Annotated in this window: 20 protein-coding genes; 11 read left to right on the forward strand and 9 right to left on the reverse strand. The window is 45.4% G+C overall.

Going from position 1 to position 21,535, the window contains the following annotated elements:
- The first annotated feature begins 245 nt into the window (after positions 1-245).
- Positions 246-770, forward strand: coding sequence for a competence protein ComK (locus ACTWPX_RS14930; RefSeq protein WP_443120436.1), 525 nt, complete (start codon positions 246-248; stop codon positions 768-770).
- On the opposite strand, the gene ACTWPX_RS14935 is transcribed toward ACTWPX_RS14930, so the two are convergent.
- Positions 694-1,107, reverse strand: a complete 414-nt coding sequence (locus ACTWPX_RS14935; RefSeq protein ID WP_443120437.1) for a hypothetical protein — start codon at positions 1,105-1,107, stop codon at positions 694-696. The genes ACTWPX_RS14930 and ACTWPX_RS14935 overlap by 77 nt on opposite strands.
- A 216-nt stretch (positions 1,108-1,323) precedes the next feature.
- Between ACTWPX_RS14935 and ACTWPX_RS14940 the strand changes: the two genes are divergently transcribed.
- The 5 genes from ACTWPX_RS14940 (at position 1,324) to ACTWPX_RS14960 (ending at position 10,224) form a co-directional block, all read left to right on the forward strand.
- Positions 1,324-1,971: a TVP38/TMEM64 family protein gene (locus ACTWPX_RS14940; RefSeq protein WP_128523609.1), complete on the forward strand. Its 648-nt coding sequence runs from the start codon at positions 1,324-1,326 to the stop codon at positions 1,969-1,971.
- A 54-nt stretch (positions 1,972-2,025) separates the two neighbouring features.
- A complete protein-coding gene (gene lepB, locus ACTWPX_RS14945; RefSeq protein WP_281975433.1) occupies positions 2,026-2,565 on the forward strand; it encodes a signal peptidase I in 540 nt (179 codons plus the stop codon).
- A 168-nt stretch (positions 2,566-2,733) separates the two neighbouring features.
- On the forward strand, positions 2,734-6,234 hold the full coding sequence (gene addB, locus ACTWPX_RS14950; protein WP_443120438.1) for a helicase-exonuclease AddAB subunit AddB: 3,501 nt from the start codon (positions 2,734-2,736) through the stop codon (positions 6,232-6,234).
- Positions 6,234-9,953: a helicase-exonuclease AddAB subunit AddA gene (gene addA, locus ACTWPX_RS14955; protein ID WP_443120439.1), complete on the forward strand. Its 3,720-nt coding sequence runs from the start codon at positions 6,234-6,236 to the stop codon at positions 9,951-9,953. The genes addB and addA overlap by 1 nt, the downstream gene beginning before the upstream one ends.
- Positions 9,937-10,224, forward strand: coding sequence for an HNH endonuclease (locus ACTWPX_RS14960; protein WP_443120440.1), 288 nt, complete (start codon positions 9,937-9,939; stop codon positions 10,222-10,224). The genes addA and ACTWPX_RS14960 overlap by 17 nt, the downstream gene beginning before the upstream one ends.
- 474 nt (positions 10,225-10,698) lie before the next feature.
- Here ACTWPX_RS14960 and ACTWPX_RS14965 read toward each other — a convergent pair whose 3' ends face one another.
- From ACTWPX_RS14965 to ACTWPX_RS14990, 6 genes are all read right to left on the reverse strand, one after another.
- Positions 10,699-10,917, reverse strand: a complete 219-nt coding sequence (locus ACTWPX_RS14965; RefSeq protein WP_128523600.1) for a spore germination protein — start codon at positions 10,915-10,917, stop codon at positions 10,699-10,701.
- A gap of 63 nt (positions 10,918-10,980) precedes the next feature.
- A complete protein-coding gene (locus tag ACTWPX_RS14970; protein WP_128526819.1) occupies positions 10,981-11,349 on the reverse strand; it encodes a spore germination protein GerPE in 369 nt (122 codons plus the stop codon).
- Complete coding sequence (locus ACTWPX_RS14975) at positions 11,342-11,545, reverse strand: spore gernimation protein GerPD (protein ID WP_443120441.1); 204 nt, start codon at positions 11,543-11,545, stop codon at positions 11,342-11,344. The genes ACTWPX_RS14970 and ACTWPX_RS14975 overlap by 8 nt, the downstream gene beginning before the upstream one ends.
- Positions 11,542-12,096 carry a spore germination protein GerPC gene (gene gerPC, locus ACTWPX_RS14980; protein ID WP_443120442.1) on the reverse strand — a complete coding sequence of 185 codons (555 nt, stop codon included), beginning with the start codon at positions 12,094-12,096 and terminating at the stop codon, positions 11,542-11,544. Before gerPC ends, ACTWPX_RS14975 begins: the two co-directional genes overlap by 4 nt.
- Before the next feature lie 43 nt (positions 12,097-12,139).
- Positions 12,140-12,367: a spore germination protein GerPB gene (locus ACTWPX_RS14985; protein ID WP_128523594.1), complete on the reverse strand. Its 228-nt coding sequence runs from the start codon at positions 12,365-12,367 to the stop codon at positions 12,140-12,142.
- 11 nt (positions 12,368-12,378) lie between these two features.
- On the reverse strand, positions 12,379-12,600 hold the full coding sequence (locus tag ACTWPX_RS14990) for a spore germination protein (protein WP_443120443.1): 222 nt from the start codon (positions 12,598-12,600) through the stop codon (positions 12,379-12,381).
- An 87-nt stretch (positions 12,601-12,687) separates the two neighbouring features.
- Between ACTWPX_RS14990 and ACTWPX_RS14995 the strand changes: the two genes are divergently transcribed.
- From ACTWPX_RS14995 to ACTWPX_RS15005, 3 genes are read left to right on the forward strand one after another with little or no spacing between them, the layout of a single operon-like run.
- On the forward strand, positions 12,688-13,878 hold the full coding sequence (locus ACTWPX_RS14995) for a DUF418 domain-containing protein (RefSeq protein ID WP_443120444.1): 1,191 nt from the start codon (positions 12,688-12,690) through the stop codon (positions 13,876-13,878).
- An 18-nt stretch (positions 13,879-13,896) separates the two neighbouring features.
- Positions 13,897-15,096 (forward strand): DUF2157 domain-containing protein, encoded by a 1,200-nt coding sequence (locus ACTWPX_RS15000; RefSeq protein WP_443120445.1) that lies wholly within the window; start codon positions 13,897-13,899, stop codon positions 15,094-15,096.
- Positions 15,093-15,596 carry a GDYXXLXY domain-containing protein gene (locus tag ACTWPX_RS15005; protein WP_443120446.1) on the forward strand — a complete coding sequence of 168 codons (504 nt, stop codon included), beginning with the start codon at positions 15,093-15,095 and terminating at the stop codon, positions 15,594-15,596. The genes ACTWPX_RS15000 and ACTWPX_RS15005 overlap by 4 nt, the downstream gene beginning before the upstream one ends.
- Before the next feature lie 91 nt (positions 15,597-15,687).
- Here ACTWPX_RS15005 and ACTWPX_RS15010 read toward each other — a convergent pair whose 3' ends face one another.
- On the reverse strand, positions 15,688-16,884 hold the full coding sequence (locus tag ACTWPX_RS15010) for an ornithine--oxo-acid transaminase (protein WP_443120447.1): 1,197 nt from the start codon (positions 16,882-16,884) through the stop codon (positions 15,688-15,690).
- Between the two features lie 157 nt (positions 16,885-17,041).
- Here ACTWPX_RS15010 and ACTWPX_RS15015 point away from each other — a divergent pair, with 157 nt between their 5' ends.
- A complete protein-coding gene (locus ACTWPX_RS15015; RefSeq protein WP_443120448.1) occupies positions 17,042-17,401 on the forward strand; it encodes a YisL family protein in 360 nt (119 codons plus the stop codon).
- A 318-nt stretch (positions 17,402-17,719) separates the two neighbouring features.
- Complete coding sequence (gene asnB / locus ACTWPX_RS15020; protein ID WP_443120449.1) at positions 17,720-19,564, forward strand: asparagine synthase (glutamine-hydrolyzing); 1,845 nt, start codon at positions 17,720-17,722, stop codon at positions 19,562-19,564.
- A gap of 149 nt (positions 19,565-19,713) precedes the next feature.
- Here asnB and ACTWPX_RS15025 read toward each other — a convergent pair whose 3' ends face one another.
- Positions 19,714-21,111, reverse strand: a complete 1,398-nt coding sequence (locus ACTWPX_RS15025) for a sodium:solute symporter family protein (protein ID WP_443120450.1) — start codon at positions 21,109-21,111, stop codon at positions 19,714-19,716.
- Positions 21,112-21,535: the final 424 nt, after the last annotated feature.

Genomic DNA, 21,535 nt, shown 5'->3' on the forward strand with positions numbered 1-21,535 from the left:
GCCTGAACTTGAGTTTTTCACTTTACTCAATCCGGATTTCGGTCAGGAAGACCAGATAAAAGCAGAGAGTGATAGTAAAAAAGAAGGGCAAGTGTAACTGTAGTATAGCAGAATTGAGAAAATTGTACATTTTTTAAGAATGTTTAGACTTTTTGCGTGTCTTTTGGTAAATTAAAGAAGATGAGCGGTTAGTTCGACCTAGAGGGAGGGCTGCCGCCACATGAAAGGAAAGGATGTTGAAGTGGATGACCTATGTTCAAAATAAAGAATATGAAATCAACCCGCAGACGATGGCGCTTGTGGCTAAGCAAGGAGAAAGAGGACAAGTTTTCACTGAAGTGATTGAGCGCATTGAATCTTTTGAGCTTCCGAAATGTCCGAGTGAAGTCGTCGATGATTCGTGCCGCTATTTTGCCAGCAGTTTGGACGGGCGTCTTTCTGGTACGAAGCAAGTGACCAGTTACACCCATAAACCTCCGATTGTCATTTCTGAAGCTATGGGTATTTATTTCTTCCCGATCATATCTCCGAAACGTAAAGACTGCTCCTGGATCGCCCACAAATATATCCGCTCTTACAAAGGTGAACCGGATAACACCACAACTGTCCAGTTTGCCAATGGGACTTCCATCAATTTTCCTGTCTCCGATGGGATGTTTGCCAATCAAGTCCAGCGGACAGCCCATTTGCGGGTCATTCTTGAAGACCGCTTCCATTCGTCTCCAGTTGTGGATGCTCGTGGGGAGCGTGTTGCTGAGACCTTTTCATAAGCTCGAATAGAATGTTTTCCACCTTCTTCCGGATGGCGGGATTGAAGTAGTTGCGTTTTTCTTCATATCCTTGAGCTAAAAACAGGAAAGAGGTGAACGAATCATTTCTTCCTGATTCTACAACTTGCAGCTTCAATTGATCCATCTGTTGCCTGAGCTCCTTCCGCTCCTTACGTGCCTCGAGCTCCATCTTTCCGAACATCTCCATATATGGTTCCTTGATTTTGAATTTCCCCTGCTCCATGTGCTTACGGTCTTGCCGGATGACGGCGATGGCCATGGATAAAAATAAATAACGGGAAGCGAGATCCAATTCTTTTTGTTTTAAATACCTCATGTCATTCCCCTCCGAAATACGAACGTTTGTTCTTGTTGTTATTATATCATGGAACTCCCTTCTTTATGCAAGGAAGTTTTGGGAAAAGGTTAAAAGTGGCAAAGAGGGGAAAAGATAGCCATAAGAGAAGCTTCTGGTAGGCAGGGGACTGGATTATCAGTTAAAATAGAGGAAAAGCGATGCACTGGGCCAGCAGTGTACATAAGGAGCCGCATCATGGATTCAGTGACAGGAAAAATCGATCAATGGCGCAGTATGGCTGAAAATGATCAGCTATTTGATTATGCAATCAGACAATTGGAAGACTTGGAACGCTTTGGACCATTGCCGGGGATTTTGCTTCCTTTATTGGAGGCATTTTTGCCGATTCTGCCTTTAGTTGCTTTCGTATTGGCGAACTCCGTCGTATATGGCTTGTTCCGTGGTTTTCTCTACTCCTGGATAGGAGCGGTGGTAGGGGCGATTGGTGTTTTTCTTATCATCCGCCGTCTAGGGGACAAGCGTTTTTTTCAGGCGATCACTAGACAGAAACAGGTGAAAAAGGTGATGGTGTGGGTAGAGGAGCATGGATTCGGCCCGCTATTCCTGTTGATGTGCTTTCCTTTTTCTCCTTCTTCTATCATCAATATTGTCTCCGGCTTATCTAATGTCAGCCGCCAGCAGTTCATTCTAGCCGCTCTGCTCGGAAAGTCGGTGATGATTTTCACCATCGCATATGTAGGGTCGAGTATAGCATCATTCGCTCAAAACCCGATTAAATCCATAGTCGTAGGGATTTGTATTTTGCTGTTTTGGATGCTCGGTAAATATCTTGAAACACGGATACAGCGAAAGGCGGAACGGAAAGCTTATAGTGAGGATTAAGTTTGTCCCGGGAAGGGTAGAATGGTGATAGAACCAGACCTGGAGGATTAAACAATGAAAAAAAAATATCGCAGAGCTATCCGGACCATCGTGCTCGCTTTATTGTTAGCTTTCGTATTCCGTTCTTACTTGTTTGCTAGTTATATCGTGGATGGAGAATCAATGGAACCGACTCTTTATGACGGGAATCTATTGATGGTCAATAAAGCCGTCTACGATTGGCAGGACATCAATAGACAGCAGGTGATCGTCTTTCATGCCAATGAAAGAGAAGACTATGTGAAACGCGTGATCGGAGTCGGTGGAGATGAGATTAAGGTGAAGAATGATCAATTATATATTAATGGAAAACTTATGGATGAAAGTTATCTCGATCCCTTACGTCCAAATGACGGTCTCCCTTTTACTGAAGATTTCACACTTGAAGAAATGACAGGGGAATCCACTGTTCCTGAAGGTCATTTATTCGTAATGGGGGATAACCGACGGGACAGTTTAGACAGTCGTTACTTCGGTTTTGTGCCGGTAGAAAGTGTTGTCGGGAAAGTGGATGTCCGTTATTGGCCATTCAACCAATTAGGTGTCCAGTTTTAAGTGAAGAGAAGTCGTCCTGGAATGGGCGGCTTTTTTTATGGTGTTTTTGAGGTGGGAAGGCACTGAATGGTGATGGGGGTTCTGCCACCATGGAGCATATCAGCCCGCATATCCTGCTGAAAGATGATAAAATGTGAAGTAAACGAGAGATAGAAAGGAGCGACCGGTATGGGCATGCGCTTTTTGCTTGGACGTTCAGGAGCAGGAAAAAGCAGTCGCTGTTTAGATGAAATCGAAACGAAATTGAAAGATGATCCGAGAGGTCCGGCGATTATGTATATCGTTCCTGACCAGATGACGTTTCAGCAGGAATATGGTTTGTTGAAGCGTGAAGGCGTTGAAGGGTCGATCCGTGCGCAAGTGTTCAGTTTTTCAAGGTTGGCATGGCGTGTTCTCCAGGACACGGGAGGCGGAACGAAGAAGTTCATCACTTCTACTGGTGTACAGATGATGTTGCGCAAAATCGTTGAAGAACGTACCTCGGATTGGCGGGTTTTTCAAAAAGCGGTAGAAAAGCAAGGGTTTACTGAACAATTGGAGGGAATGATCACTGAATTCAAGCGGTATCGTATTACGCCTGAGGATCTGCATTCACAAATGGATGCCCTCGATCAGTTTGTCCATTCCACGAGTCAAGAACAAGGGTTACGTGAGAAACTTGATGATTTGGCATATATTTATGATCGTCTGGTAGATGCCTTGAGAGAACAGTACATAGATAGTGAAGACCAGCTGCAACTGTTGGCAGGCAAAATTCCGGATGCGGCTTTTTTAGAAGAAGCTGAAGTATATATTGATGGGTTCCACAGCTTTACACCACAAGAGTATGAAGTGATTGAAGCCTTATTGAAAAAAGTGAAGACAGTGCACATTACGTTGACAACCGACTTGCCTGAAGATGACCAAAACCCCGAGTTGGACCTTTTCCACGAAACGAAGCAGACGTATTTGGATTTGAAAAAGGTCGCAGAAGAAGCAGGGGTTACATTCGATGGGGCGGAAATTCTCGACCATACGCAAGGAAGGATGAAGCAACAACCAGCTTTCCTTCACTTGGAGAAGTATTTTGATGAGCGCCCGGCCCTTTCGTATCCAGGAGATGTCCCGGTACAAATTGCAGAAGCGGTACACCCGCGTGCTGAGGTCGAGGGAATGGCGCAGGAGATTTTGCACCTCGTCCGTGATCGGGGGTACCGTTTCAAGGATATCGCCATTTTAATGCGGGAACCAGAGGTATATCACAGTTTAATTGAAACATTGTTCGAAGACTATGAAATCCCAGTCTTCATTGATGAGAAGAGGACGATGCTGAACCACCCGATGATTGAACTTGTCCGTTCAGGGCTCGATGTGATTGAAGGGAATTTCCGCTATGACGCAGTGTTCCGCTTATTGAAAACAGGTTTTATCCCGGCATCGGACCGAAAGTATCCCCTTACTGAAGATGCGATCGATGAACTGGAAAACTACGTGTTGGAATATGGGATCCGAGCCCGCACCCAGTGGTTTTCTGACCAACCATGGATCTACCAGCGCTTCCGCGGTTTTGAACAGTCGTCTCAAACGGATGAAGAAAAAGAAAAGCAAGTGCGTATCAATGCTTATCGTGAGCAGGTCCGGCATGTGCTGGAACCCTTTGATGCACATCTGCGTGAAGCGGAAACGATTGAAGAGCGGGCCCGGGCGATTTATCTGTGGCTTGAGGAAATGCGTGTGCCGGATCAGCTAGAGACGTGGCGTGATTTTTATGATGAAAAAGGAGAAATCGAACGTGGGCGTGAGCAGGCACAGGTGTGGGATGCATTCTTGCAATTGCTCGACGAAATGGTCGAAATGGCCGGTGAAGAAAAAATGTCGCTCCAAGTGTTCCGGAATACAATCGATAGTGGTCTGGAATCGCTGACTTTTGCTCACGTGCCGCCAAGTATGGATCATGTCATCGTCGGGAGTGTCGACAGGTCCCGTGTGACAGGCATCAAAGCAAGTTTTCTCCTTGGTGTGACAGATGGAATGTGGCCGATGAAACCGCCAAGTGATGGGATGATTTCGGAACAGGAACGGTCTTTGCTGGCAGAACACGGTTTGCAATTGGCAGATGGCAGCAACCGTCAATTGTTGGACGATCGTTTTTATGTGTATCTGGCATTGACGATGGCGTCAGATCAATTGTGGATCAGTTACCCGCTCAGCAATGAGGAGGGGAAGTCGAAAGTGCCCGCAACACTCATTCAGCGGCTAGAAGAACTTTTCCCGGCGTGTCAGGAACACGTCCTGCTCCAGGACCCGGATGATCTCCATGATGCTACACGCTTCATTACGAATCCCTCAAAAACGAGATCTGCACTCACGGCTCAGTTTGCCCGCTATTTGAAAGGGTACATGATGCAGCCGGTCTGGTGGGAATTATTGAATTGGTACATTGAACACGAACCATCCAATGGGTTGACGAACCGCGTGCTGCACAGTCTCTTTTATAAAAACAAACCAGTCGACTTATCGGCGGAAACGACAGGAAAGCTGTTTGATCAAACGGTGAAAACGAGTGTGTCACGGTTGGAAACTTATCACCGTTGTTCTTACCAATATTTCGCGCAGCACAGTCTGAACTTGGATGAGCGCCGGACCTACAAGCTGGATGCACCGGATATTGGACAACTGTTTCATGAAGCGTTGAAGCAGATTACCGAATGGGTACAAGCAGAAGGACGCGACTTTTCCCAATTGGCCCGACAGGACACGGACCAGTATGCAGCCAAGGCGACGAATGAATTGGCACCGATTCTGCAAAATCAGATTCTCCACAGCTCGAACCGTTATCAATACATTCAAAAGAAGCTGCAGCAAGTGATTGCACGGGCAACGTTCGTGTTGAGTGAACAGGCGCGAAAAACAAATTTTTCACCTGTTGGACTTGAACTTGGTTTCGGCACAGGGGATGATGCGAAGCTGCCGCCATTATCGCTGGATTTACCGAACGGGTATGAATTGATGCTGCGGGGGAGAATCGATCGTGTCGACAAAGCTCTATCGGAAGAGGATTTGTTTTTGCGGATTGTCGATTACAAATCAAGCAGTAAAGGGTTGAACCTTGTTGATGTATTTTACGGTTTATCTTTGCAGATGCTTGCTTATTTGGACGTCGTGCTGACGAATGCCGAACAGTGGCTGGGCATGAATGCATCTCCAGCAGGTGTGCTTTACTTCCATGTCCACAACCCGATGATCACAGGCAAACAACTGCTCCAAGACGAACAAATCGAAGAGGAGATTTTCAAGAAGTTCAAGATGCAAGGCTTGCTGCTTGAAAATGAGCGTGTCGTTCAAATGATGGATACAGGACTGGATAAAGGATACAGCCAAATCGTACCTGCTGCTCTTAAGGCGAAGGGTGGTTTTTATAAGGGTTCTAAAACCGCCGATGCGGAAAAGTTTGACCAGTTGAAACAATACATTCGCGGGTTGATGACCGAAGCGGGGACGAAGATTACGGATGGGAAGGTTCATTTGGATCCCTTCCAGAAGAAACAGCAGGTCGCCTGTGAGTTTTGCTCCTACCGATCGGTCTGTCAATTCGATCCGACGCTTGAAGAACACAATTACCGCAAGTTGCAGGAACTGAAAGATGAAGATGTACTCAATCGATTAGCTGAAAGGGAGGGGGATGTGTGATGGTCAGTTGGACGAAAGAACAGGAGCGAGCAATCTACTCACATGGATCGAATATACTGGTCGCAGCGGCAGCAGGCTCAGGGAAAACTGCAGTACTTGTCGAACGGATCATCCAGAAGCTTTTGCACAAAGACGATCCCGTCGATATCGATTCGTTACTTGTCGTGACATTTACGAATGCAGCAGCCCAGGAGATGCGGAACCGTGTCGGCCAGGCGCTTGCAAAAGCTCTTGAGGAAAATCCAGATTCTCATCATTTGAAAAAACAGCTCTCATTATTGCAAAACGCTTCCATTTCCACTCTGCACTCATTTTGTATGGAAGTCGTAAGGCGCTATGCTTATCTGCTGGACCTTGATCCAGGATTCCGGATCGCTGATACGGTCGAGGCGGATTTGATTCAACAAGAAGTGCTTGAGGAATTGTTTGAGGACTGGTACGGCAAAGAAGGAGAAGAGCAGCAGCGATTTTTTGACGTGGTCGAACGTTTTTCCAGTGATCGCAGTGATTTGGATGTTGAAAAATTAGTGCTCGATCTTTATACTTTTGCGACCCAAAACCCCTGGCCGGATGCTTGGCTCGATCAAATGGTCGAGATGTATAATGTGGCACACGATGCAGAGGAGGCGGACTTGCCCTGGTTAGCGCTCCTCAAGCACGAAGTGTCAAGCCAATTAAAAGCGATGGAAGCGGAAGCACGGCAAGTGCTCGATCTCACCCGTGAACCAGATGGACCATACGCTTATGGGGAGACGGCAGAAGCTGACCTGGAGTTGATCCAGCAGGCCCGGGGCGCGATTGCTCATTCCTGGTCGGAAATGCAGTCGTTCATGAATGATCAGAAATTTGCTGTGTTATCCCGTAAGAAAATGGAATGCAATGAAGACAAGAAAGAAAAAGCGAAAAAAATCCGCGATCGCTATAAAAAGCGGTGGAATGAAGTACGGGACGAATGGTTTTCCCGTTCCTTGAACAGCTATTTAAAAGACATGGTGGATTTACATCCCGTGATGGAACAGTTGGCAAAAATCGTCAAAGATTTCAAACAACGTTACGAACAGTTGAAGAAAGAAAAAGCGATCGTCGACTTTTCTGATTTGGAGCATTATTGTTTGCACATTTTGCTTGGTGAAACAGCTACCCCGGCTGAACTGGTCCCTTCCAATGTAGCGGAAAGTTTCCAGAAGCAGTTTTCCGAAGTGTTGATTGATGAATACCAGGATACGAACCTCGTGCAAGAAACCTTGCTCCGTTTGCTGACAGATGGAAAAGAGGCGGGCCATTTGTTCATGGTCGGTGATGTGAAACAGAGTATTTACCGTTTCCGCCATGCAGAGCCCTCGCTGTTCTTGAATAAGTACAAAATGTATGGGACAGAAGAAAGTGAAGGGGAACGCATCGATCTAGCCCGCAACTTCAGGAGCCGCAAACAAGTCCTGGATGCGACGAACTATATTTTCCGTCAAGTGCTAGATGAAGAAGTGGGAGAAATGGAATATGAGAAAGAGGCTGAACTCATTTACAGTAACAAAATTTATGATGAACTGACGTCAGAGGATGCTGACGCAGAGCTTTTACTCATTGACAGGGAAGCTAAAGAGGACGAGTCGGAAGAAGATGAAGCCTACAAAGATTTAGAAAAAGCGCAGCTAGAAGCCCGGGCATATGGCAAAAAGATCCGCAAATGGCTTGGGTACGATGGAGATGAACCGCTGCAAGTCGTCGATAAAGAAACAGGGACAAAGCGTTCGCTTCAATATCGGGACATCGTCATTTTGATGCGTTCGATGACATGGGCTCCCACTATCGTTGATGAACTGAAGCAGCAAGGGATCCCTATTTATGCTGAGCTTTCCACTGGATACTTTGAAGCCATCGAAATCAAAGTGATGCTTAGCTTTTTGAAAGTGATCGACAATCCGATGCAGGATATTCCACTTGCGTCTGTGCTGAAATCACCGATTGTAGGATTGAATGAAGATGAACTTGCCCAAATCAGGCTTGCGAAGAAGAAAGCCACTTATTATGAAGCCATGAAGGCTTATGTGGTGAAAAATGAGCTCGGGCGTAAAGTCGATGCCTTTTTGGAACAGCTGAAAAGCTTCCGTGAACGTGCAAGACAAGGGGCGTTATCTGAACTGATCTGGGATATTTTCCGTGAGACCGGTTATTACGACTTCGTCGGAGGCATGCCGGGCGGCCGGCAGCGTCAGGCCAATTTAAGGGCATTATACGACAGGGCACGTTCCTATGAAACGACCTCATTCCGTGGCTTGTTCCGGTTTTTGCGGTTCATCGAACGTATTGAAGAACGCGGCGATGACCTTGGTGCGGCCCGGGCCCTCGGGGAACAGGAAGATGTCGTCCGCATCATGACTATTCACAAGAGTAAAGGACTTGAGTTTCCTGTTGTGATTCTCGGAGCGATGGATAAACAATTCAATATGATGGATTTGAAAAATCGTTATCTTTTGCATAAAGATTATGGGTTCGGTTCACGATACATCAATCCAGATAAACGAATCATGTATCCGACTCTTGCCTATCACGCCCTTAAACAAGCAAAACGAAGAGAACTGTTGGCTGAAGAAATGCGCGTTTTATATGTAGCATTGACGAGGGCGAAAGAGAAGCTCGTCATGGTTGGGAACGTGGCCTCATTCGAGAAAAAACAGGAAAAATGGCAAAATTACGTGGAGACGCGTGATTGGGTGCTCCCACCTCATGAACGTCTGGAAGCAAAATCGTACTTAGACTGGGTGGGTCCGGCACTTATCCGTCACCATCATACCGGTGACCTTCGTGGGGATTTGGAAGTGATGACAGCTGAAGAAATCCAATACGATGAATCACAATGGAGAGTGAGTATTGCCCATGGAAGTGAGTTTGCTATTCTTGATGAAGTGAAAGAACAGCGCGATGAACAGTTACAGGAAGCAGTAGAAGAGTGGAAGACTGTCGAGGTGGATGCAGAGGTCGATGATCATTATGTACGACGTCTGGACTTTGTTTATCCACACCGACAGGCTGCCTATACGAGAGCAAAGCAAACCGTTACCGAAATCAAACGCCAGCGAGAGACGAAAGATGAATATTCGAGTGATCAGCTGCTAATTCCTTATCGCGCCCCAATCGTGAAGCGACCGCGATTCATGCAGCAGGAGAAAGAATTGACTGCTGCTGAACGAGGGACAGCGATGCATACCGTCATGCAGCATCTTCCTTTTACAAAAGTATGGACTGCGAAGGAAGTAGAGGAATATGTAGAGCATCTCGTCTTGAAAGAAGTCCTTCTTCGTGAAGAAGCGGATCTCATTGATTTTTCTGCAGTGGCCGATTTTTTCCAAACGTCAATTGGACAGTTTGTGCTTGAAGCAGGTCATGTCGAGCGGGAGGTGCCTTTCAGTTTGACGCTCCCTGCGCATCAGGTATATGCGAATTGGGAAGCAGAAACTGATGAGCAAGTGTTCATCCAGGGAGTCATCGATGCCATGGTTCCTTTTGAAGACGGATGGATGATCCTTGATTATAAATCTGATGCAATACCGGACGGTGGAGAAGACGTGGAAACACAATTGACCGACCGTTACCGCACACAACTGAACTTATACCAAGTAGCTCTCGAAAAGATATGGAAGCAACCTGTCCGGAAAAGCTGTTTGTATTTCTTCAGTGGATCGCTCGTTGTGGAGGTCGACACTCATGGGGAAGACCTGTGATTTATGCAACCGGTCCCCTGTGAAAACGACGGAACATCATCTTATTCCAAAGCAATACGGTGGTGTGGAAGGGCCGACGGTAATCCTTTGTCATGCATGTCATCGCCAAATCCACGCCTTGTTCACAAATGAAGAGTTAGCGGGGTTCTACAACACCATGGAACGCTTGCAAGATCATCCGGAGATAAAGAAATATTTGCACTGGGTGAAAAAGCAGGATCCCGAGAAACGGATCAGCACAAGTAAACCAAATCACAGGAAAAGGAAATAAGGTATATAGAGGCCCATTAAAAAAGAGTGATTTTATTTGATTTATAAAAGAAGCCGAGTTGAACGATAAAATCGTCCAACTCGGCTTCTTCATTTGATCTCCACACTTCATCTGTCCGGTTCCAGCGTCCAGACACTCGAGGTCATAAGCAACATCGCAATGTGACAAAGAACGCCACTTTGCGATGTTGCTTATGCTTTTCGTGTCTCCCAGGACGCTTCCACACTTCATCTGTCCGGTTGCGAGGGGCAGACCTTCGCGACATAAGCCAATCATTTACGTGAAGATAATTCGCTTCACTTCAATGCTTGGCTTATGCGTGTCAGGTCTGCCAGCCCCTCTCCACACTTCATTAGTCCGGTTCCAGCGTCTAGCCCCTCGAGGTCTTAAGCAAGCTCTTTGTTGTGGCAAAGGGCGCCACTACAAAGATTTGCTTAAGCTTGTCGGGGCTGCCCAAGACGCTTCCACACTTCATTACGCATTGGCGGTTATATTCTGATCGGCAATATCCGGGTCGAATGGGTTGGTGGAGCTTAATCCGTTATTTGTTATGATCCAGTTGCCTGTGTTGAGTGCTCCTGATCCTGCGTTGGTTTTCGAGGTGCTTTTCGGGGAGAGATAGAATGAATCTCCAAAGTTTACAACTCCGCCACCTACACTGTTGATACTGATGGGACCGACGATAGCCGGCATCGCAATCGCCTCCTTTGTGGTGCGATTCTAGCATTATAATTACAACCTATGCGGGCTGGGCCATTATTGTTCATCTTCCAGGAGTCGGAAGTGTTTGGTATAGTTGAGGGAATCAATATGATCAATGCCTCCCATTTGCACTACTGCAGCAGTGGAGGCTCCTATGATCCGGACATCATCAACTTGAATGGGGCGGTTTTGGTAAAAGAAAGATTCAACGTTAACAGGAGCCAGGGGCGGGGTGGGTTTCAATGAAAAAATAGGATAATCTTCAAAGTTGAATGTATCAGACACGAAATTGGCTCCTTCTTTTTGGACAGCCAGAACTTTGGAAAAAGGTGCCGCCCGGTGAACATCCCCAATTTCAAATGTCGACGCAATAGCGATGGATTGTACTTCTACGTTGTCAACGTAAACCATTCGTTTAATCATTCGGGACCACGTCGACTTGGCCATTTTCCTCTACATCTTCAAAAGGGCCGATGATCAATGATTCTGGCGGAGTGTCGAAGAATGAGTGCATCCGGATGGTTTTATTATCACCAATCAGGAAGACGGAAGAAGAAGAAACGCCTGTCACGCGAATACTTCCTACGTGCAGGCCATAGTTGTGGACAATATGATTCATCGATCATCATCTCCTTGAAAAGTTTCAAAGTACTGCGCCATGGAATGCTGGACCTCTGTTTTGATTTGGTGGAAAAGGGTTTCCGGCGGTGCCTCCGGATTTTCATGGCGGTAATATTCCATGCGGTGAGGCAATTGTTTGCGAACATCTTCAATCATTCGTTCTTTATGGGTGTCACTGACCTGAATGTCGTGATCGCGAACATATTGATTCATCCAGGATGGAACATCAGATGTCATGTATTCTTGTAACGCATGCAGTACTTGGTCATCATTCTTAGGCAGTTGCTGTCCTTGGTTGCTATATAAATCTCCGAGATCAGATAGTTCGGAGCCATTTGGTGTGAGTCCGATTTGCAGGGTTCCTTCGAGCGTCTCGATTTTCAATTGATCGAAATGATACTCGATTTTTTCTATGACGGTTTTGGGTGGGTGCTCCGTCGTCTGCAGCCGATCGATTTTTTTTTGCAACTGTTCAATCATTTTCTGCTGCTGCTCCATCTGCTGCATCATTTGTTGGATCCACATCTGCCATGATTGATTGTAATTCAAATGCGCTCACCCCCTATCTTACTTTATGAGAAGCAGGGGCCGTCTATGTTATCGAAAGTGGAACAAGCGAGGCTGTTCCAGGTTCAGGAATAATGATTTCACCATCTTTCGGTTGTGCTTCTGGAGCAGGTTTTTTGTAAGCCCCAGTATTTAGAAGGTCGGATTTCGCTTGAATGACCCCGGAACTTCCTATTTGGACAATCGACGAATTGGCAACAGTTCCGATCCGCAGGACGTGAATGTAGATCGACTGATGGACGGTGAGATTCATTTGTACCCCTCCTATGCATTATTGATCAGGGATTGATCAATAAGTTCTGAATCATTAACGAACGTGTCAGCTCGGTTCAGATTGATTCTGATGCCATCTCCTGTATTGAAAGATCCACCTCCAGCAAAAGTTTTGGCAGACGCTTGCGGAGCCATGTTGTACACATCACCTATATTGAAAATGCTTGAAGTGGAGAGGGATATGACTTTGACGGCTCCCACTTTTGCTGGCATATGAAAAAACTCCTTTCTACATCTTATGAAACTTGATTGTCTAAATGACGTAAGAAAAGTAAAATAACTATCATAGGGGGAATACATATGAAAATGACTGCTTCACCTCTGGGTGAATCGGAACGGCTTGATTGGGTCGACGCAGCACGCGGTCTGGCTATCCTTGGAATCTTCATGGTGAATGTGCCAGCCTTCAATGCTCCATATTTTATATATGGAGGGGAAGAGATGTTCTGGCCTTCTTCTCTCAGCCATAATGTACAAATGATGATTGATATATTTTTCCAGGCCAGCTTCTATACATTGTTTTCTTTCATGTTCGGTTTCGGCATCCAAATGATGAAGGATCGGTTAGTTGAAAAAGACATACCGTTTCGACCGGTTATCTTCAGAAGGTTGCTCGTGTTGACAGGATTCGGCTTCATTCACGCTTTTCTGATCTGGCATGGAGATATTTTATTATCATATGGTGTGCTTGGATTGATTTTACTCGCTTTTTTCCAAACGTCGCCCAAAACTTTACTGGCATGGGCTTACGGGATGTTAGCCTTTCTAATAATCCCTCTCACCTTTTCGATGTTTGTGATGCGAGGCCAACTGCAGGGAGTTGTAAATCATCAAGCGATTGAAGGTGCTATCACTAACTACAGCCAGGGGACGATTCTAGATATATGGTCGCAAAACTTGGCTGATTGGAGCTATGCCAATTATTATATGAACCTTCCACTTCTAGCGTTAAGTTTAATCCCGATGTTTTTATTCGGGATGTACGTCTGCCGGAAACGTTGGCTTCATGAACCATCCCAGCATTTGAAGCCGATTAAGAAGATTTGGGTAATGACAGGTTTGTTGTTTCTTGTATTCAAAGCAGGGCCGCACTTATATGGCAATCCAGAGTGGTTCCAATTAGCGCAGGACAGTGTCGGCGGCACGGCATCTGCCATCTTTTATGTGTTGTCGATCACTCTATTATTCAGAACCGAAGTTGGTGCGCGGATTGTTCATCCATTGACATGGGTGGGAAGAATGTCGCTTTCCAATTACATTTTGCAGTCGATCTTTTGCTTTATCCTCTTTTACTCTGTCGGATTCGGTTTTTACGGTGAGGTACCGCCGATTGTAAGCGTGCTGATTGTGGTAACTTTCTATACGCTGCAGGTGATTTTAAGTAAAGCGTGGCTGAAGCGGTTTCGATATGGACCGCTTGAGTGGTTATGGCGGACATTGACATATGGCAAGAAGCAGCCATTGAAACGAAAGAGTAAGGCTGCTTCATAATTGAAGGGGGCGGGGATCTTGAACCGTGATCAACTCATCAAGGAAAGTGAAAAATGGGTGGACGAAGCAATAATTACTGAAGCTCAACGGGAACAGCTGCTTGGAAGATACCCGAAAAAGCAGAACAAACCGATGCTGCTGAGTTTTGCGGCTATCTTCATCGGGTTAGGTTTTTTGACTTTTGTTGCATCCAACTGGTCGTACTTGACTGATATCGGACGGCTGGCCATTCTTCTGACTTCGTTTCTGAGTTTTTATATCATTGGAGAATGGGTATACCGTAAGCGTTCAAAGCGGGTGGGTGTCAGTTTGATTCTGATTGCGTTGCTCGTATTCGGTTCAAGCATTTTTCTCGTCGGTCAAATGTATCATTATACAACCTTCAGTGCGTTTCCTTTTTTCCTTTGGTCTTTAGTAGGCTTCGGGTTGTATATGATTCTCAAGGAGACCACATTTTTTCACGCTACACTCATTATCATGACCGTCGGACAGTTGTATAGTGGTATCGTCTATCAGGATTTCCATTTATGGCTGGGCTTATTATTCATACTGGGGATGGGAGCTGTCGTTAAACAGACAAGAGCTGTCCCTCACATCATGGCGTTCAGTATCAGTTACGTGCTTCAAGCGGTCATCCTTGTGTTCAGTGAAGGGGTGCCATCCTATTGGCTGATTGCTTTCTTCCTGCTGCTTTATGTTATGGATGACTTTTTGATAGAAAAAGGGAAGCGCCGTATTTTCAAGACATCAAGCATCCTATCCATTTTTACGATGCTTTTATTACAAGTCTTCTTTCTCGGCAACGAATATGTCGGCGAACTGACGGAATCCTCTTTGTACTTTTTCTTGGCCTGGGCGATTTTGTTCGTTTTTGCAGTCATTCGTTCTGCGATGAGCTCGACCAATTATTACTGGATTGATCTGCTATTGTTCGTACCTGTGTTCCGGTTCGAATTCGGGGATGTACTGTCACTGGTCATCTTATTCTTGTATGCATTGCTGTGGCTCGTCTCCGGCTATCAACAAGAAGTTACCCGCTGGATCAATAAAGGGACCGTCGCTTTTTTATTGACGACATTCGTCGCCTACTTTCAGCTTGCCTGGGACTTTATGAATCGCTCGCTCTTTTTCTTCGTCGGCGGATTGCTTTTGTTTGTACTCAGTTATTTTCTGGAGAAGAAAAGACGTACGTTCCATAAAGGAGGCGAGGACAAATGAAAAAGCGCTGGGTATTTTACACACTTGTGAGTTTGCAAGTCCTATTCATTGTTTTGATGTCCGTTTCCTATTATGCAATGGACTTATGGGGGAAATCGATTACATTACAAACAGCCCCTGTCGATCCCCGCGATCCATTCTATGGAGATTACGTAACACTCTCCTATGAGATAGAGGAAGTCCCGGAGGACAAATGGACGGCAGAGACGGAGGTCGATCGTGGAGAACGTGTCTTTCTTTTGTTAGAAGAAAATGAAGAAGGAATCCACGAGCTTGTAGAAGCTTCAACATTGTTTCCGGAACCAAATGGAGAACAAGTCGTGTTGACGGCTAAGCATAACTGGTCAGATCCATCTACCGGACAGCATAGGGTCGAAATCGGCTTGAATCGATACTATATCGAAGAAAATACCGGGTTGGACTGGGAAGAGAGGAGAGAAGGACTTGTTGAGATTGTCCTGGCGCCATGGAAGCAGAAAAAAATTGTTTCTTTGAAGTGAACAGAGGCAGACGGTCGTTCGATGAAACATGTATCCATTTAAAAAAGGTGCTGTTCCTCAAATGAGGAAGCAGCACCCTTTTTTAAATAATTCAGCTCAAGACTTCTTTGATCTGGGCGATGGCCCAGTCTAGATCTTCTTTTTCAATGACAAGTGGTGGTCCAAAGCGAATGACGTTTTCGTGTGTTTCTTTACAGAGTAAGCCTTTCTCTTTCAACTCTTCGCAATAGCTGCGAGCAGGCTCAGTCATTTCTACGCCTATAAAGAGCCCTTTCCCGCGAACCTCTTTGATTTTCGGATTGTCAATAGATTTAAGCTCTTTCATCATGTAGTTTCCAAGTTCTAGAGAACGGGAAGCTAATTTCTCTTCTTCCAACACCTCCAGGGACGCCACAGAAACGGCACATGCAAGTGGGTTTCCGCCAAACGTACTACCGTGGGATCCAGGGTTGAAGACGCCGAGTACATCTTTGTTGGCGACAACACAGGAAATCGGAAATACACCGCCGCCTAATGCTTTACCAAGAATAAGCATATCAGGGCTGACATTTTCCCAATCGCATGCGAACATTTTTCCGCTGCGGCCTAGCCCTGCCTGGATTTCGTCTGCGATGAATAAGACATTCTCATCTTGGCAAACTTCGTAGGCTTCTTTCAGGAAACCTTCTGGAGGCATGACGATTCCTGCTTCTCCCTGGATAGGTTCAAGCAGGAAGCCTGCTGTATTTTCTGTGATGGCTTCCTTCAGGGCATCGACATCTCCGTATGGAATCAATTTGATACCAGGAAGCATCGGGCCAAAACCACGTTTATATTCTTCTTCAGAAGAAAGAGAGACGGCTGTCATCGTCCGGCCGTGAAAATTGCCGGTACAGGCGATGATTTCCGCTTGATTCTCGTCCACTTTTTTGACATCATAAGCCCAGCGTCGAGCCGCTTTGATTGCTGTTTCGACAGCCTCTGCCCCCGTGTTCATCGGAAGTGCCATTTCTTTGTTGGTCAGTTTACAGATTTTTTCATACCAAGGACCGAGCTGATCGTTGTGAAAAGCACGGGAAGTGAGCGTTACACGGTTGGCCTGATCGTTGAGGGCCTGAATGATTTTCGGATGACGGTGTCCCTGGTTAACCGCTGAGTAAGCGCTTAACATATCCATATAGCGATTCCCTTCAGGGTCCTCTACCCAGACGCCTTCCGCTTTTGCGATGACGATCGGAAGTGGGTGATAGTTTTTCGCTCCGTATTCTTGCGTTTGGTCAATAATGTTCTGACTGCTGATTACAGACATGCTATCCCTCCAATTTCATTTCAATCTTTGTTTATTATAACAGGTTTTGTTTTCATTTTCTCACTATTAAAAAAATAGGGTGGTAAGCTTTTGATAGGAATCAATCATTCAATCGTGGTATCATATTCGTAGATTCATTTGAAAAGGAGGAAACATTTTGGCACACTTACATATCACTTCATGGGTTATCGCCCTCATTCTTGTTGTCCTTGTTACATCATTTACAAAGAGCGGAAAGGAAAAAGCAGCGAAAATCTTACACATGATCCTTCGTCTGTTTTATTTGCTCATCCTTTATTCCGGAGGTTCGTTGTTTGCCAGCTATAATGAATATGGCGTACTCGTCATCATCAAGCTGCTGATCGGGCTCTGGGCAATTGCTGCAATGGAAATGGTTGCAGTGAAAACCAAGAAGAGAAAACCAGTGGGCATATGGTGGGCGCAGTTGATTATAGCTGTAGTCATTGCCATGATTCTCGGTTTCGGATTTTTAGGCGCGGGTATTTCACCGGCATAAAAAATGCTGCATGCGGACTTCCGCATGCAGCATTTTTATGTTGAAAAAAGGGGGGCTGTATTTTCTGTCTGATGTTCTGTCCGTTACTTGGGGGATAACGGTGATAACTATTTTCAATTACAATGATAATCATTCTCAATCGAAAAGTCAACACATATCTCTGCTTTTTTTCATATGGAAAATAAGACCGTCATATAGTGAGTCATGATGGGTTTTTTAACGTAAGCAAAGGCATGGATGAAAGGCTTTCTCATAAAAGTGGCATCCAGCCTGGGAGTATGGTTTGCGTATTTGCTATGAAAAGGATGGTGAAGGCAGATGTGTGGAATTGTGGGATGGATCGATCATACTCAAAGATCAGAAAAGAAGGCTTCCATACTGGATCAAATGGCGGACACGTTAAAACATCGTGGGCCGGACGATTATCAAAAATGGATGGATGGGCCGGCTGCATTCGGTCACCAGCGATTGATCGTTGTCGATCCTGCTGGAGGCAGACAGCCGATGATCCGGAAAGCCCGGGATGAAGAATACATCTTGTGCTACAATGGAGAACTTTATAATACAGACGAAGTAAGAGACAAGTTGAAGGCTGAAGGATGGACCTTCGATTCCCATTCAGATACAGAAGTGGTCCTTGTCAGTTACATGGCGTGGGGCAGTTCATGTGTCGATCATTTGAATGGAATCTTCGCTTTCAGCATTTGGGAGAAAAATCGGGAGCGATTATTTTTGGTACGTGATCGTCTGGGAGTCAAACCGCTTTTTTACAGTGACAGAACTGATGGGGTTATGTTTGCTTCTGAGATGAAGGCTATTCTTGCCCATCCCGATGTAGAGCCGACAGTGGACCTTAATGGAATTCATGAAATCCTCTCATTAGGGCCATCACGTACACCTGGAGAAGGGGTGTTTAAAGAAATTCATGAACTGCGCCCTGGCCACCGGGCCGTTTGGGAAAAAGGAAAACTGTCGATCGATCGGTATTGGAATGTCCAAAGCACCCCACATGAAGATGATTTTGTTGAAACGGTCGCTAGGGTCCGCGAATTATTCATGGATGCTTCTCAGCGCCAGCTTGTTTCAGATGTGAAACTCGGGACGTTCTTATCCGGGGGAGTTGATTCAAGCGCCATTACCGCAATTGCTGCTGAGCAATATGAACAAGAACAAAAGGGAGCGTTGCAGACGTTCTCGATTGATTATAAAGACCAGGAGAAATTTTTTAAAAAGAATGCCTTCCAACCGGACCGGGATGAAGCTTTCATCAAACTGGTCAGCGATCAAAATCAAACCCACCATCTTATAATGGAAGCAAAAACCGAGGATTTGGTCAGTCGCTTGAAGCGGGCGGTTGAACTCCGTGATTTACCGGGGATGGCAGATGTCGATTCATCCCTGCTCTGGTTCTGTGAAGAAATCAAAAACCATGTGACCGTAGCTTTATCAGGGGAATGCGCCGATGAAATCTTCGGAGGCTATCCGTGGTTTTATAGGAAAGAAGATAAAGACAGGAAAGGCTTTCCCTGGATCCGCTCCTTGAATGAACGGGTAACTCTTGTCAGGGATGATTTAAAAGACGACATCGATATCGAATGGTATATGCTGAAACGTTATCAGGAAACGGTGGCAGAGACACCACTTCTGGATGGAGAAGATGAAGACTCAAAAAAACACCGGCAAATGTTATATTTGAATATGAACTGGTTTATGCAGACATTGCTCGAGCGGAAGGACCGGATGAGCATGGGAGCGAGCTTAGAGGTCCGTGTCCCATTCAGTGATCATCGGCTCGTGGAGTATGTGTGGAATGTACCTTGGAGTATGAAATTCCATAACAACCAGGAAAAAGGATTACTGCGAGAGGCGTTGCGTGGCATTCTTCCGGATAAAGTGCTGTTCAGAAAAAAGAATCCTTATCCCAAAACGTTCCATCCTGATTATACCAAAGCCGTCTGTACGTGGATGAATGAGATCTTATTCGATCCAAACGCACCGCTGTTCGATATTTTTGACCGTGAACAAGTGAGGAAATTGAATGCATCTGAAGGGAAGTCTATTGATACGCCCTGGTTTGGTCAATTGATGACAGGTCCTCAATTGATTGCCCACCTTTGTCAGATTGACCATTGGCTGCGTACGTATAAAGTCAAATTGTTATGAAAGCTGCCTTAACGGGCGGTTTTTATTTCAGGAATGAAAAGAGGATAGATCAAAGTTACCCATAAAAGTCATAAGAATAGGCTTCAAAAAAGGGTGCGTCTCCTTAGTTGGGAGCGCACCCTTTTTTGAAGCCTAATTCGGACTGTATGTTATGCGGTGGAGTGAGAGTTATTCTGAGTCATTAGTGTAACGATGATTAATACTAGAACCGCAACAGGCAAGGCAATTACAACGCTGTTCAAATCGAACGGTTTTGCTAAAGGGATTTCCCAAACCAGTGTGGTGACCACTCCGGCAATCATCGAAGAAAGTCCCCCGGCTTTATTGACTTTTTTCCAAAAGAATACGGCCAGTAATGCAGGGGTGAGTCCGGCTCCATATACTGTGTAAGCATACATTTGAACCGATAAGACAGTTGGGAAATAACTGATTAGGAGATATGCCAGAACGCCTAGCACGATAATGAATATTTTGGTCATCCTTAGCAGCTGCTTATCATTTGCTTCTTTATTAATGTATTCGCCTATTATATCGTAAGTCACGTTGGTCGCTGCTGATAATAGGTAGGAGTTACCTGTGGTTACGATGAACGCCGTGGCTGCAGCCAACAAAATCCCGCCGACTACTGTCGGCATAGCCAAAGTTGTGGCCATGAGTGCCATACCAGGGTCGATATCTGGAAACATTGATAGAGAAGTGAAAGCGATAAATGATATCGCGGGAGAAATAATCAACATACCCACGAGCCATCCGATTTGCGCTTTCTTAGACGATTTATCGCCACTGGAAGACGCCAGACGTTGATACATGTTCTGGTCTCCAAGCAGTAAAAACAATGAAGGTAAAAGAAAACCTAATAATTGGATGGTCGATAAAGAACCGGTAGCTGTCAAATGATCGGCAGGAACGTTTGAGGTGATGGTGTCCCAGCCACCAGCAATGACAATAATCGTCGGAAGTGTTATTAATAGAGCAGCAATCGCGAGGAATGCGCTCAAAGCATCCGTTGGTGCTACAGAGCGTAATCCGCCTATCGAAGCAAGAAAAATAATCATTACAGCTCCAATGATCGTGCCGGTTTCCACAGAAATTCCTGTCGTCAGGTTTAAAATGAATCCAAGACCGGTCATCTGATAAGATACAATACCGACAAAAGCGAGAATGATGATGATGCTGGCAATTGTTCTTGATGTCTTCCCGTACTTTTCTTCTAAAATACCTGAGACTGTGTATTTTCCAAATTCACGAATTTTAGGTGCTATTAAATAGAGGATGGCAATACCTACAAGAGTAGGAAGCATCATAAGCAGAGCGGGGATAATTCCATAGCTGTAGGCCATTGAAGTTTCTCCACCTGAAATACTTCCGCTGCCTGTCCAGGTAGCGAGGAGTGTCCCTGTTAACACAAATGTACCCAGCCCTTTTCCAGCCAAAATGAAATCTTCGCTGTTTGAAATCTTTCTGGAGAAATAAATGCCCATCAGAATCATAATTACACCATATATCCCTACGTACCACAGTAGGGTTGGATTATGTGTTAATTCCATAATGTGAAACCTCCTAAATGAATTTCTTTTTGATTAGTGTGGACTTAATCAAATTACTTATCCATTTTAGGCGGCCTTTTAGATATACATGGAAGCATGCATCATCGCTTAAATGAATTTAATGCATTAGAGCCAGAATAGAGTCCAGTGCTTAATCCTGTCGGGTCAACCCAAGGCGCTTCCACACTTGAACTATCCAGTTCTGGCTCCCAGACACTCGAGACATAAGCAATCCAGCTTTGTGACAAACCCCGTCACATCGCTGTTTTGCTTATGCTTGTCGTGTCTATCGGGTCGCCGCCACATTTAAATTATCCAGTTCCAGCGCCTAGCCCCTCGAGGTCTTAAGCAATTCGTTTACGTGAAGAAAGTCCACTTCACTGCAACGCTTTGCTTAAGCTTGTCGGGGCTTCCCAGGCGCCTC

This window comes from Halobacillus sp. H74 (genome assembly GCF_052246715.1).
GTDB lineage: Bacteria > Bacillota > Bacilli > Bacillales > Halobacillaceae > Halobacillus > Halobacillus litoralis_A.

What these genes read in the sequence shown, in the direction of transcription:
- ACTWPX_RS14930 (WP_443120436.1), top strand. Translation starts at nt 246, where the DNA reads ATGACCTATGTTCAAAATAAAGAATATGAAATCAACCCGCAGACGATG.
- ACTWPX_RS14935 (WP_443120437.1), bottom strand. Translation starts at nt 1,107, where the DNA reads ATGAGGTATTTAAAACAAAAAGAATTGGATCTCGCTTCCCGTTATTTA.
- ACTWPX_RS14940 (WP_128523609.1), top strand. Translation starts at nt 1,324, where the DNA reads ATGGATTCAGTGACAGGAAAAATCGATCAATGGCGCAGTATGGCTGAA.
- lepB (WP_281975433.1), top strand. Translation starts at nt 2,026, where the DNA reads ATGAAAAAAAAATATCGCAGAGCTATCCGGACCATCGTGCTCGCTTTA.
- addB (WP_443120438.1), top strand. Translation starts at nt 2,734, where the DNA reads ATGGGCATGCGCTTTTTGCTTGGACGTTCAGGAGCAGGAAAAAGCAGT.
- addA (WP_443120439.1), top strand. Translation starts at nt 6,234, where the DNA reads ATGGTCAGTTGGACGAAAGAACAGGAGCGAGCAATCTACTCACATGGA.
- ACTWPX_RS14960 (WP_443120440.1), top strand. Translation starts at nt 9,937, where the DNA reads ATGGGGAAGACCTGTGATTTATGCAACCGGTCCCCTGTGAAAACGACG.
- ACTWPX_RS14965 (WP_128523600.1), bottom strand. Translation starts at nt 10,917, where the DNA reads ATGCCGGCTATCGTCGGTCCCATCAGTATCAACAGTGTAGGTGGCGGA.
- ACTWPX_RS14970 (WP_128526819.1), bottom strand. Translation starts at nt 11,349, where the DNA reads ATGATTAAACGAATGGTTTACGTTGACAACGTAGAAGTACAATCCATC.
- ACTWPX_RS14975 (WP_443120441.1), bottom strand. Translation starts at nt 11,545, where the DNA reads ATGAATCATATTGTCCACAACTATGGCCTGCACGTAGGAAGTATTCGC.
- ACTWPX_RS14985 (WP_128523594.1), bottom strand. Translation starts at nt 12,367, where the DNA reads ATGAATCTCACCGTCCATCAGTCGATCTACATTCACGTCCTGCGGATC.
- ACTWPX_RS14990 (WP_443120443.1), bottom strand. Translation starts at nt 12,600, where the DNA reads ATGCCAGCAAAAGTGGGAGCCGTCAAAGTCATATCCCTCTCCACTTCA.
- ACTWPX_RS14995 (WP_443120444.1), top strand. Translation starts at nt 12,688, where the DNA reads ATGAAAATGACTGCTTCACCTCTGGGTGAATCGGAACGGCTTGATTGG.
- ACTWPX_RS15005 (WP_443120446.1), top strand. Translation starts at nt 15,093, where the DNA reads ATGAAAAAGCGCTGGGTATTTTACACACTTGTGAGTTTGCAAGTCCTA.
- ACTWPX_RS15010 (WP_443120447.1), bottom strand. Translation starts at nt 16,884, where the DNA reads ATGTCTGTAATCAGCAGTCAGAACATTATTGACCAAACGCAAGAATAC.
- asnB (WP_443120449.1), top strand. Translation starts at nt 17,720, where the DNA reads ATGTGTGGAATTGTGGGATGGATCGATCATACTCAAAGATCAGAAAAG.
- ACTWPX_RS15025 (WP_443120450.1), bottom strand. Translation starts at nt 21,111, where the DNA reads ATGGAATTAACACATAATCCAACCCTACTGTGGTACGTAGGGATATAT.